This is a genomic window from Curtobacterium sp. MCPF17_002 (genome assembly GCF_003234115.2).
Lineage (GTDB): Bacteria > Actinomycetota > Actinomycetes > Actinomycetales > Microbacteriaceae > Curtobacterium.
Map to the genome: position 1 here is coordinate 118,604 of NZ_CP126251.1, position 11,865 is coordinate 130,468.

Sequence of the window (11,865 nt, forward strand, 5' to 3'; positions counted from 1 at the left end):
GTGTACGTCGGTGCCTGGACCGCACTGTCTGAGACCGCCGTCAGTCAGCGCCGCCGCCGCACCCCGACCACGACCACCGCGACGAGGTTCACCGCACTCCCGACGAGGAATCCCGTGGTGCCGCCAGCAACTCCTGCGACCGGTCCGAGCACCGCCATGAGCCCAGCGCCGACGACGAACCCGGCCACCGAAGCCAGGGCGACCTGACGTGAGCGTCCGGCGGCGAGCAGCAACGCCGCCGGCACGAGCCCGACGGTGAACACCCACACCGCGACCATCAGGTACCGCAGGTCGGCGACGGCGGCGGCACCCTCGGCGGGGTAGACGATCGGCAGGAACCATCCGGCGAGCAGCGCGACCAGACCGAACACGACGGCCGAAGCAGCGGCGAACCCGACGACGAGCAGCAGCGCTCCGCGGGAGCGCAGCGATCCGCCGTCGGTCCGGTGCGCGAACGCCGGCACGAGCACCTGCCCCAACGCCTGCCCGAGCATCGACGCCGGCGTCGCCAGGGTGAACGCAGCGGCGTAGACACCGGCGTCGTGCGCAGAGGACGTCACCTGCGCCGAGATCATCGTCAACTGCAGCAACCCGTTCGAGGTCACCACCGCCAGCACGTTCCACGCCGCGAACCCGAGCACCCCGGCAGCGGGCTCGCGAGAAGCAGGCGCGAAGCCGTTCCCTCGAGGCCAGCACGCGATCGCGAACACCGTGTACCCGATCGCGAGCGGCAGCAGGACGAACGGCTCGAGCCGGGCGACGCAGGCGAACACGAGCAGCCCCAGCGCCAGCACGCTCGTCACCGAGTCCCAGCGCGCGACCCGGGGTGCCCGGGCGTAGCCGAGCTGTGCGCCGCGGGCGTAGCAGTACAGGCCGTAGCCGACGACGACCGCGGCCCCGCCCAGAACCATCCCGGGGCCGTTGCCCCAGGCCAGCGCGACCGGCACGGTGACCGCGGCGAGCACCGCGCTCGACACCAGCATCGACAGCCCGAGCAGCCGGTTCACCGCGGCATCCGAGCGCCGACCCCGCAGCGCGATCGCCAGGAACCGCGACGCGGTGTTGCCCGCGGCGTTCGGCCAGAGCAGGGCGACGAACACCGAGAGCGACAGCAACGCGGTGGTCTGCCCGAGGGTCTCGGTGCCGAACACCCGGCCGACGACGACGGTCACGAGCAGCTTCGCGACGCCCTGCACCCCGATGCCGACCGTGGCGAGCACGGCCGACGAAGCCACCGAAGACGACGACGCCACGGAAGAAGAACGCCCAGCAGAAGAAGAAGAAGAAGAAGAAGGACCGCTCACCGCGCCAACGCCTGTTCGACCCAGCCGCGCCGGTGCGCGCGCACCCCGAGCGTCACCGCCCGGACCCCGATGTACCCGAGCGCGAACGCCGCCCATAGTCCCGCGAGCGTCCCGCCGACCCACCACAGCAGCGGCAGGTACACGACGAGGTTCACGCCGCCGGCGATCGCCAGGTACCGCGCGTCCCCGGCGCCGATCAGCACCCCGTCGAGCACGAAGACGTACCCGGCGACCGGCATCCCCACCGCGATGAGCACGAGCACGACGGGCAGTGCGTCCCGCACGACGGAAGAGTCCGAGAACACCGGGCCGAGCACCCCGCTGACGGCCAGGGTCAGCACGCCCAACAGGGCACCGCCCGCGATCCCGAGCAGCACGAGCCGCCGCGTGACCAACCGCACCCGCGGCGCATCACGCGCTCCGAGACCGTGACCGACCAGCGCCTGCCCGGCGATCGCCAGCGCGTCGAGCGCGAACGCCAGGGTGGAGAACACCGTCAGCCCGACCTGCGTCGTCGCGAGCCCGGCCGTCCCGAGTCCGGCGGCCGCGCCGACGGTCGCGAGCATCGCCACGCGCAGCGACGCGGTCCGCAGGAACAGCCACGCGCCGGACCGGAGGGCGCGCACGACGCCGGAGGCACCCGGACGCAGCGGCGCACCCGAGGTCCGGGCCGCTCGGACGGCGATCCGGACGTAGACGATCGCCATCACCCACTGCACGATGACGGTGCCGGCGGCGGATCCCTCGACGCCCCAGCCGGCACCGTAGATGAGGACGGCGTTGAGCAGCCCGTTCGCGACGAACCCGATGGTCGCGACGACGAGCGGAGTCTTGGTGTCCTGCAGCCCGCGCAGCAGTCCGGTCGAGGCGGTGACGACCAGGATGCCGGGCAGCCCAATCAGCGAGATGGTCAGGTACGCGGTCGCTGCCGTCGACACCTCGGGCGAGGCACCGAACAGGTCGACGAGCGGCCCGGCGAGCGGCCACCCGACCAGGGCCAGCACCACCCCCAGCACGAGCGCGAGCCACATCCCGTCGATACCTGCGTGGACGGCGCCGCGTCGGTTCCCGCCACCGAGCGCCCGCGCCACGGCCGGGGTCGTCGAGTACGCCAGGAACACCAGCAGGCCGGTCACGGTCGACAGCACGGCACTCGCGAGCCCGACGGCTGCCAGCGGCGTCGCCCCGAGGTGCCCGACGAGCGCGGTGTCCGTCAGCAGGAACAGCGGCTCGACCACGAGCGCTCCGAGCGCCGGCACCGCCAGCCGCACGATGTCGCGGTCGACCGCGCGCCGCTCAGCGGTCACAGCGGGTCGCGTCAGTCGGGGCACCGGCCCATTCTGGCGGCGATGCGGATCCCGCGTGGGCCGCGTGCGCCGGAGAACCGGGGACAGGTCGGACTGGAGGCCCGTGGCGGGCGCGGCCACGTGCCTCCAGTCCGGTGGTCCCACGTCCTCAGGCGGGTGCCCCACCTGGGTGGGCCCCCGTCAGTCGGCGCGGGGTTCGGCCGGGACGGCCCCGGTGGCCGCGTGCGCCTCGTCGGAAACGGTCGGTGTCGGCTCGTCCGTGCCGCGTGCGCGGCCGACGAGGTCCATCAGGTGGTAGACGACGATCGCCGCGACGGTGCCGACGATGATGCCGCCGAAGCTCGCACCACCGAGCGTGAAGGTGAAGTCCGCGATGCCCATGATGAGCGCGATGCCCGCGGTGAGCTGGTTCTTCGGCTTCGCGAAGTCGACGCGGTTCTCCACCCAGATCCGGATGCCGATGACGCCGATCAGGCCGTACAGCGCGGTCGTCGCACCACCGAGCACCCCCGGCGGCACGGAGGAGATGACCGCACCGATCTTCGGGGACAGCCCGAGCAGGACGGCGACGATCGCGGCCACCCAGTAGGCCGCCGTCGAGAACACCCGGGTCGCGGCCATCACGCCGATGTTCTCGCCGTAGGTGGTGGTCGCCGAGCCGCCGCCGAGGCCCGCGAGGACCGTCGAGATGCCGTCCGCGAAGAGCGCGCGCCCCGTGAGCGGGGTGAGGTCACGGCTCGTCAGCTGTCCGACGCCCTTGACGTGTCCGACGTTCTCGGCGATGAGCGCGAGGACGACCGGCACGAAGCCGAGGTAGATCGCGAGCTGGCCGGGGTCGAACGCCGGCGCCGTGAAGGTGGGCAGGCCGACCCAGGCCGCGTCGTGCACCGCATCGAAGGAGACCTCGCCGGCGATGAGCGCCGCGACGTAGCCGACCACGACGCCGATGACGATCGACAGGCGTCCGAGGAGCCCCTTGAACAGGACCGTCACCAGGATGATCGCGCCGAGGGTGATGACGGCGACGACCGGCGCCTTCGTGAAGTTGTCACGTGCGGCGGGGGCGAGGTTGAACCCGATGAGGGCCACGATCGCGCCGGACACCACGGGGGGCATGAGGCGGTCGATCCAGCCGGCGCCGGCCAGGTGCACGACGGCGCCGATGACCGCGAGCAGCGCGCCGACGACGATGATGCCGGAGAGTGCGAGGGGGATGCCGCCGATCTTCGTCGCCGCCGCGATCGGGGCGATGAAGGCGAACGACGACCCGAGGTAGCTCGGCAGCCGGTTGCCCGTGATGAGCAGGAACAGGATCGTGCCGATGCCGCTGAAGAGCAGCGTCGTCGCCGGCGGGAACCCGGTGAGCAGCGGGACCAGGAAGGTCGCACCGAACATCGCCACGACGTGCTGCACGCCGAGGCCGACCGTCCGTCCCCACGTCAGGCGCTCGTCCGGAGCCACGATCGTCGTCGCCGAGACGGTCTTGCCGTCTCCGTGCAGCTTCCACGGAAGTCCCATGCGATGACCGTACCGGCAGTCACGGCCCCGAGCGGCCCGGGACCAAGGTGGCGGTGGCTATCGTGGACCGCATGACCGACGTCGCAAGCACCTCCGGGATCCACACCGACGAGCTGGACGCCGAGGTCCGCCCGCAGGACGACCTCTACCGCCACGTGAACGGCTCGTGGATCGACGCGACACCGATCCCCGACGACAAGGCGCGGTACGGCTCGTTCACCGTCCTGGCCGAAGCCGCCGAGATCGCGGTGCGGGACATCATCGAGCGCTCCCAGCAGGCCGCGCCGGGCACCGAGGAGCGGAAGGTCGGGGACCTCTTCTCCTCATTTGCCGACGAGCAACGACTCGAGGCGCTCGGCACCGCGCCGATCGAACCCCTGCTCGCCGAGATCGGCGCGATCGAGACCGTCGACGAGGTCGTCCGGATCGTCGGACGCTTCGAGCGCCTCGGGCTGCCGACCTTCCTGCAGCTCTTCGTCGACAACGACCCGGGCGACCCGGAGTCCTACGTCGTCTTCCTCGAGCAGTCCGGCCTCGGCCTGCCCGACGAGTCGTACTACCGCGAAGAGCGCTTCGCCGACATCCGCACCAAGTACCGCGAGTTCGTCGCCGCGATGTTCCCCCTCGCCGGGTTCGCCGACGGCGGGGAGCGCACCGACAACGTGATCGCGCTCGAGACCGCCCTGGCGTCGAAGCACTGGGACAACGTCACCACGCGCGACAGCCAGAAGACCTACAACAAGCTGCCGTGGGCCGAGGTCGCGGCGCTCGCCGCCGACATCCACCTGCAGCACTGGTGGGAGGCCATCGACGCGCCCGCCGGGGCCTTCGAGACCCTCGTCGTCCGGCAGCCGTCGTTCGTCACCGGCCTGGCGGAGCTGCTCCGCGGCGAACCGCTCGAGATGTGGAAGGACTGGCTCCGCTGGCAGGTCGTCCGTGCCTCGGCGCCGTACCTGACGAGCACCTTCTCGGCGACGAACTTCTCGTTCTACGGCACCGCACTGACCGGTGCGCCGAAGCAGCGTGACCGCTGGAAGCGCGGCGTCTCGCTGGTCGAGGGCGCGATGGGCGAGGCCGTCGGTCGCATCTACGTGCAGGAGCACTTCGACGAGACGTCCAAGGCGACGATGGACGACCTCGTCGCGAACCTGGTCGAGGCCTACCGGCAGAGCATCACGGCGCTCGACTGGATGACCGACGAGACCCGCGCACGCGCCCTCGACAAGCTCGACAAGTTCACGCCGAAGATCGGGTACCCGGTGAAGTGGCGCGACTACGCGGCGCTCCCGGTCTCCGCCGACGACCTCATCGGCAACGTCCGCGCCGTCGCGTCCTTCCAGGTCGACCGCGAGCTCGGGAAGATCGGCAAGCCGATCGACCGCGACGAGTGGTTCATGACCCCGCAGACCATCAACGCCTACTACAACCCCGGTTTCAACGAGATCGTGTTCCCCGCGGCCATCCTGCAGTTCCCCTTCTTCGAGGCCGGCCGTGACGCCGCCGCGAACTACGGCGCGATCGGCGCGGTCATCGGCCACGAGATCGGCCACGGGTTCGACGACCAGGGCTCCCAGTACGACGGCGACGGTCGTCTCGAGAACTGGTGGACCGAGGCCGACCGGACCGCGTTCGAGGAACGCACCAAGGCCCTCATCGCGCAGTACGACGCGCTCGTGCCGACCGAGGTGCCGGACGGTCACGTCAACGGCGCGCTGACGATCGGTGAGAACATCGGCGACCTCGGCGGCCTGTCCATCGCGTGGAAGGCGTACCTGCTGTCCCTCGGCGGACAGGAGCCCCCGGTGGTCGACGGCCTGACCGGGGCCGAGCGCTTCTTCCTCAGCTGGGCGCAGGCCTGGCGGATGGCGATCCGTCCCGAGGAGGCCGCGCGCCTGCTCAGCATCGACCCGCACTCGCCGACCGAGTTCCGGTGCAACCAGGTCGTCCGCAACATCGACGTCTACTACGACACCTTCGGCGTGACCGAGGGTGACGCGATGTACCTCGACCCGGTCGAGCGCGTCGCGATCTGGTGATGACCGAGCCGGACGCGGCTCCGTCACCGGAGCCGGGAGCGGCTCGACGGTCGCGTCGACGACAGCACGTCGGCGGTGCCGACGGGCGTGCGCACGGTCGGCACCGCGGCGGTGCCGACGAACGCTTCGCAGCCACCCTGGAGGCGCTGGGCACGATCGCCAGGGACGGTGCGTCCGTCAGTGCGTCCGTCATCGACACCTCGACCGGCAAGGCCCTGCTCGGGGTCGACGACACCCTCGTGCAGCCGGTCGCGAGCCTCGGCCGGGTGCTGCTCCTCGTCGAGGTCGCGGCCCGGCTCGAGGACGGGCGCCTGCACGGCGACCGCCTGCAGCGGATGGCACGCGACACCGCGACCGGTGCGGGGCTGTGGCAGTTCCTGCAGGAGCCGACCATGCAGGTACCCGACCTCGCGACCCTCGTGGGTGCGACCGCCGACGCCTGGGCGATGAACGCGCTGCTGTCGACGGTCGGCATCGACGCCGTCCGGGAACGCGCGGAGTCGCTCGGGATCGAGCGCACCGCGCTCATCGACCGGGCACGTGACCGCCGGGGCCCGGACGACGCGCCGGACACCTCGGTGGCGCCGACGGGCGAGCTCAGCTGGCTCATGCGCGGGTTGGCGCTCGGCGAGGTCGTCGACGAGGCCGTGTCGAACCGGGTGCTCGGCTGGCTGTCGTTGGCGAGCGACCTCACCCTCGTCGCCGGGGCCTTCGGACTCGACCCGCTCGCGCACCGGGCGTTGGACCACGGCCTGCAGGTCGTGTCGGTGACGGGTTCGAGCACGGGGGTGCGGGCCGAGGCGGGGATCCTCCGCGGGCCCGGTTCGTCCGTGAGCTACGCGGTGACGGTGACGTTCGACGACGCCTCACTGCAGCGACGCCTCGCCGTCGTCGAGGCGTTGCGGACGATGGGCACCGAGGTGCTCGAAGCCGTGCACGTCCCCGCGCACCGCTAGCGGTCAGCGGGCGGTGCGACTCCCGATCAGCGGGCGGTGCGGCTCCCGATCAGCGCGCCGACCCAGGCGTCGAAGCGCTCGCGGAGCACCCGCGCGTCGACCTCCGGCCGACCGATGCCGGCGTAGTTCGGCGCCCACGTCTCGACGTACGTGTCGGCTCGGGCCGCGGCGACGACGTCCCAGGCGTGCACGTCGAGGACCCGACGACCGGACGCCGCTTCGTACGCCGCCAGGAACCGTTCCGCCGCCACGGGGGAGCCGAGCAGCACGAGGTCCTGCCGGCACCACGCGAGGTCGACGCCGCGCGGGGCGGACCGCGCGCCGGACCAGTCCACGACGCCGGTGAGCCGATCGCCGTCCCACACGGTGTTCCCGCTCCAGAAGTCGCCGTGGGTGAGCACCCGGTCGAGGTCGGCCTCGCGCCACGCTTCCTGCGCGCTGGCGGCGAGGCGCCCGGCCCGCGTCGTCGGTTCCCGGGCGTCGTCGGGCAGCCCGGTCGGGTCCAGCCGGTGGACTGCCGCGAGGGCGACACCGAGCTGCTCGCCGATGACGACCGGGTCGAGCGTCGGTGACGGCGGTCCGCCGGGGACCGCCTCGGTCACGATGACACCGTGCCCCTCGAGCTCCCCGTGGGCGAGCGCGCGCGGGGCCAGTCGGCCGAGCGGTCCGAGCCGGCGGAGCACCTCGAGTTCGCGCGCGACCGAGTCGTCCGCGCGCGGGAACATCCGGACCACCACGTGGGCGTCGCCGTCGTCCACCAACAGGGTGCGGGCGTGCTGCCCGCCGGTGAGTTCGCGTGCCAGGGTCAGCGGCCGACCGAGCAACCCGGCAGCGGCGTCGACGAGGGCGGTGGTGGTGGGCTGGAGCACGGCGACGAGCGTACTGTCACGCCCGTGAGCAACTACCTGATCTCCTTCGACGAGGGGACGATGGTGTTCCCGGTGGCCGAGCTGCCGGCCGTGTCCGAGGCCACCCACGCGGTCGTCCGCGACGCGAAGGACGCCGGTGTCTGGGTGTTCGGCGGCGGACTGCCCGAGGCGTCGCTCGGTGCCCTGGTCGACACCGACGGCACCGTCCACGATCCGGCCACCCGTCCGGGCAAGGACACCTTCATCGGCGGGTTCTGCATCCTCGACCTGCCGACCCGCGCCGAGGCGCTGCGGTGGGCGGCGAGGTTCGCGGAGGCCTGCCGCTGTGCCCAGGAGGTCCGCGAGTTCATGGACGACCCCGAGTCCTGACCAGTGCGCGCCGGCCTGCCCCGGGGTACACGATTCGGGTGGCGCTCAGCCGCCACGAGCACACTCCGGAGCACGCGCGCGAGCGCTCGAGCAACGGAGGTCGACATGGCAGGCAAGCACGAACAGGCACGCGGCGACGACGGTCGCGCGGACGGCGTCGAACCCCGCGCCGGAGCCTTCACGGACAGCGAGATCCCGGGCGAGACGCCCGTCGGGACGAACGAGCCCGCGGGCGAGTTCGTGTCGAGCGACATCCCCGGCGAGACCCGTCCCGAGGGTGGCGCTGCTGCCGAGGGCGAGTACGTCGAGTCGGACATCCCGGGCGAGGCCGAGCCGACCCCTGACGGCGAGGTCGGGCACTACACGGACCGCGACCAGGCCTGATCACGTGCATCCCATGATCAAGCTTGTGTGCACAAGCTTGATCATGGGATGATCGCCGCATGGGATCGTACGAGACGGTACGTCGCCCCGGCGATCCCGGGGCGTCATCGCGACCGTTCCGGTCGCCGATGGTCTTCAACGCCTACGTCCCGGATGTGCTGATGGGGCGCACCTTCGCCCTCGACGGGATCGACGGCGCGGCGATCCTCGACGCGACGACGGCGGTGGCCGCCATCGAGGCGCGCTCCACGGTCCTGGGCAGCGGCGACGCCCTCGGACGGATGCTGCTCCGCGCCGAAGCAGTGGGGTCCTCGATGATCGAGGGACTCGAAGTGTCCCCGCGCAGGCTCCTCGAGGAAGAGGCGAGGGCTCCCGAGGGTGCCGCGCAGTGGAGTACCGCACGAGAGGTGCTGGGCAACATCCATGCGATGACCTTCCTCTCGGACTCTGTCGACCCGGGGGACGAGGTCACGCTGGAGGTGCTCCTCGAAGCGCATCGCCGACTCATGGCGGCGAGCACGACGCCGGAGTACGGAGGCGAGGTCCGGAGGGCGCAGAACTGGATCGGCGGACCGACGCCGACGAGCGCCGCGTTCGTGCCCCCGGTGCCCGAGCGGGTTCCGGAACTGTTGGACGACCTCGTGGAGTTCGTCAACACGAGCACGCTCCCGGCCATCGCGATCGCCGCGATCGCGCACGCGCAGTTCGAGACCATCCACCCGTTCGCGGACGGGAACGGGCGCATCGGGCGGGCTCTCATCCACGCGGTGCTCCGCTCCAGGGGCTTGACCGCGCAGTCGGCACCACCGGTGTCGCTCGTCCTCGCGACGCGTGCCGGCGAGTACGAAGGCGCCCTGCAGCGCTACCGGACCACCGAAGAACCAGGATCCGAGACAGGGCGGGCGGCGGCAGGCCAGTTCGTGCGGCTGTTCGCCGAGGCCATGGCCGAGGTCGTCGATCGCATGGACCGGTTCGAGACCGAACTCACGACGATCCGGAGCGGGTGGCGGGAAGCACTCGTCGGCGTGCGATCCGACTCGGCGGCTTGGTCCGTGCTCGACGTCGCGCCCCGGATGCCGGTGATGACGATGCACACGTTCGCCGCCGCGACGGGTAAGAGCGAGCAAGCTGCGAACACCGCGTTGCGCGTGCTCGTCGAGCGGGGGATCCTCGTGCAGCGCTCGATCGGGCGGCGCAACCGGGTCTTCGAGGCAGATGCCGTCATCGGGGCACTGACACTGCTGGAGCGTCGGCTGGCGTCGCCGGTCGGTGACACGGCGCTGGTGCCGCCGACGCGTCGCGTCCCCGCACTGCCGCCCTCGCTCGGCTGAGGCCTAGTCGATGAGCTCCGCCGCCACCAGGCGGCGGAGCGTCTCGACACCCGCGGGCGGGCACCGGTCCGCGTCTCGCGAGGTGATCCACTCGACCTCGTCCACCTCGGCCGAGGCAACGGGCGTGGCGGAGTCGAGCGCGCCTCCAGGCCGGACCAGGAACAGCGCCATCGCGACCATCGTGCCGGGCGCCTGCCCGTGGGCGGGCTCGGTGACGGTGCCGAACGCGTCGACGTCGTCGGCGCTGAGTCGCAGGCCGGTTTCCTCGAAGGCCTCGCGGATCGCCGCCTCGACGTCGGTCTCGTGCGGCTCGGCCTTGCCGCCGGGCAGGTAGAGGACGTCGCGCGCACGCGCGCGCACCATCAGGACCCGTCGGTCACGCACCAGCAGCAGTGCACTGACGCGCAGGGTGGGCGGGACGGCCGGGAGGCTCAGCTCGCGTCCGCCTCGTCGTCACGTTCCGGGACGGCCCGGTCGGGCGCGGTGCGCTCCGCGAGCGGCACGACGGGCGCGGGCAGCTCCGCCTCCGGCTCGGGACGGACACCGAAGACCGCATCGAGCGCTCCGACGAACTCCTCGCCGCGACCGGCACGGCCGAGTTCACGAGCGCGGACCGACGGACGGTGCAGCAGGACGCCGACGAGGTGCCGGAGCGCGCGTTCGGTCTGCTCGACGGACTCGCCGTCGGCATCACCGCGGCGCTTCGCGCGGTCGATCTCGTCGTCGAGGATGTCGAACACGTGCTTCCGGAAGGCCACCAGCGCCGGGGTGGTGGACTGTTCGAGGGCCTGGGCGCGGAAGCGGGAGACCGCGTCGTCGACCATCGCGCGTGCCTCGGACTCGGCGTTCAGCTCGGCGACCGGCGCGTGGATGCTGATCGTCTCGAGGTCGAGGAGCTCGACGCCGTCGACGTCCGCCGCCTCCGGGGCGACGTTGCGGGGGAGTCCGAGGTCGATGACGATGCGTCGGACGCCGTCGTCGAGGTCGGCCGCTCCGACGACCGGGACCTCGCTCGAGGTGCAGGTGATGAGGACGTCGCTCATGCCGATGGCCTGGCGCAGGTCCCGGGCGGCGACGAGGTCGTGCTTCGCGGCGAACCACTGGGCCCGGCCGGAGGGGGAGAAGACCTGGATGTTCGTGGCGCCACGGTCGCGGAGGGCGGCGATCGTGGTGGCGGCGTAGCTGCCGGTGCCGACGAGGAGCACGCGGGTGTGCCCCCAGTCGGTGATGCGCGACGAGGCGAGCTCGAGGCCGAGGCGCACGAGCGAGCGGCCGGCGGCACCGATGCGGGTGCGCGTCTTCACGCCGCGCGAGGTGTGCGCGGCTTCTTGGAAGAGGCGCTCGAGCTCGGAGGTGGTGGTGCCGTTCGTGCGGGCGTCCTCGAGCGAGCGACGGACCTGCCCGGAGATCTCGGTCTCGCCGACGACGACGGACTCGAGGCCGCTCGACACGGCGAAGAGGTGCTGCACGAGGTCCTTGCCGCCGAGCACCTGCACGGAGTCGAGGACCTCGGTCGGGTCGAGGTCGCTGGCGGTCGCGACGGCATCGACGGTGGCCGAGACGGCGGAGTCGCGGTCGTCGCCCGCGATGTCGAGGTAGGCCTCGAAGCGGTTGCACGTGGCGAGGACGACGGCCCCGTCCAGCACGTCGGAGTCCGTCACGAGACGGCTCGCGGCGGTCGGTGCGCCGATGCTCAGTCGCTCCAGGAGGTCGAAGCTGGCGTTGCGGTGCGACGCCGTGAGACAGATGAGCACGTCTTCCATGGTAACTCGCATCGGCTCCGACTCCTGT

The 11,865-nt window shown here is 71.9% G+C and carries 11 protein-coding genes; 5 read left to right on the top strand and 6 right to left on the bottom strand.

Annotated elements, in window-relative coordinates; all coding sequences use genetic code 11:
- Positions 1-44: 44 nt before the first annotated feature.
- The 3 genes from DEJ28_RS00510 to DEJ28_RS00520 form a co-directional block, all read right to left on the bottom strand.
- Positions 45-1,304: a lipopolysaccharide biosynthesis protein gene (locus DEJ28_RS00510; protein WP_284180762.1), complete on the bottom strand. Its 1,260-nt coding sequence runs from the start codon at positions 1,302-1,304 to the stop codon at positions 45-47.
- Positions 1,301-2,635 (bottom strand): MATE family efflux transporter, encoded by a 1,335-nt coding sequence (locus DEJ28_RS00515; protein ID WP_284180763.1) that lies wholly within the window; start codon positions 2,633-2,635, stop codon positions 1,301-1,303. The genes DEJ28_RS00510 and DEJ28_RS00515 overlap by 4 nt, the downstream gene beginning before the upstream one ends.
- A gap of 156 nt (positions 2,636-2,791) precedes the next feature.
- Entirely contained in the window at positions 2,792-4,129 is a 1,338-nt protein-coding gene (locus DEJ28_RS00520; RefSeq protein WP_111116653.1) for a uracil-xanthine permease family protein, read from the bottom strand.
- Between the two features lie 71 nt (positions 4,130-4,200).
- On the opposite strand from DEJ28_RS00520, the gene DEJ28_RS00525 reads away from it, so the two are divergent.
- Entirely contained in the window at positions 4,201-6,165 is a 1,965-nt protein-coding gene (locus DEJ28_RS00525; protein WP_111116654.1) for a M13 family metallopeptidase, read from the top strand.
- Complete coding sequence (locus tag DEJ28_RS00530; RefSeq protein ID WP_258368168.1) at positions 6,165-7,121, top strand: serine hydrolase; 957 nt, start codon at positions 6,165-6,167, stop codon at positions 7,119-7,121. Before DEJ28_RS00525 ends, DEJ28_RS00530 begins: the two co-directional genes overlap by 1 nt.
- Before the next feature lie 26 nt (positions 7,122-7,147).
- Here the strand turns inward: DEJ28_RS00530 and DEJ28_RS00535 are convergent, their stop codons facing one another.
- Entirely contained in the window at positions 7,148-7,990 is an 843-nt protein-coding gene (locus DEJ28_RS00535) for a phosphotransferase family protein (protein WP_258368169.1), read from the bottom strand.
- 24 nt (positions 7,991-8,014) lie between these two features.
- On the opposite strand from DEJ28_RS00535, the gene DEJ28_RS00540 reads away from it, so the two are divergent.
- The 3 genes from DEJ28_RS00540 (at position 8,015) to DEJ28_RS00550 (ending at position 10,074) form a co-directional block, all read left to right on the top strand.
- On the top strand, positions 8,015-8,359 hold the full coding sequence (locus DEJ28_RS00540; protein ID WP_111116655.1) for a YciI family protein: 345 nt from the start codon (positions 8,015-8,017) through the stop codon (positions 8,357-8,359).
- A 105-nt stretch (positions 8,360-8,464) separates the two neighbouring features.
- Complete coding sequence (locus tag DEJ28_RS00545) at positions 8,465-8,743, top strand: hypothetical protein (RefSeq protein WP_111116656.1); 279 nt, start codon at positions 8,465-8,467, stop codon at positions 8,741-8,743.
- A 59-nt stretch (positions 8,744-8,802) separates the two neighbouring features.
- Entirely contained in the window at positions 8,803-10,074 is a 1,272-nt protein-coding gene (locus DEJ28_RS00550; protein ID WP_220034649.1) for a Fic family protein, read from the top strand.
- Positions 10,075-10,077: 3 nt separating this feature from the next.
- Here DEJ28_RS00550 and DEJ28_RS00555 read toward each other — a convergent pair whose 3' ends face one another.
- Complete coding sequence (locus DEJ28_RS00555) at positions 10,078-10,509, bottom strand: NUDIX hydrolase (RefSeq protein WP_258368177.1); 432 nt, start codon at positions 10,507-10,509, stop codon at positions 10,078-10,080.
- Positions 10,506-11,828, bottom strand: a complete 1,323-nt coding sequence (locus DEJ28_RS00560; RefSeq protein WP_111116686.1) for a glutamyl-tRNA reductase — start codon at positions 11,826-11,828, stop codon at positions 10,506-10,508. The genes DEJ28_RS00555 and DEJ28_RS00560 overlap by 4 nt, the downstream gene beginning before the upstream one ends.
- Between the last annotated feature and the right edge of the window lie 37 nt (positions 11,829-11,865).

Coding starts and splice junctions, on each gene's coding strand:
- DEJ28_RS00520 (WP_111116653.1), bottom strand. CDS start 4,129: ATGGGACTTCCGTGGAAGCTGCACGGAGACGGCAAGACCGTCTCGGCG.
- DEJ28_RS00525 (WP_111116654.1), top strand. CDS start 4,201: ATGACCGACGTCGCAAGCACCTCCGGGATCCACACCGACGAGCTGGAC.
- DEJ28_RS00530 (WP_258368168.1), top strand. CDS start 6,165: ATGACCGAGCCGGACGCGGCTCCGTCACCGGAGCCGGGAGCGGCTCGA.
- DEJ28_RS00545 (WP_111116656.1), top strand. CDS start 8,465: ATGGCAGGCAAGCACGAACAGGCACGCGGCGACGACGGTCGCGCGGAC.
- DEJ28_RS00550 (WP_220034649.1), top strand. CDS start 8,803: ATGGGATCGTACGAGACGGTACGTCGCCCCGGCGATCCCGGGGCGTCA.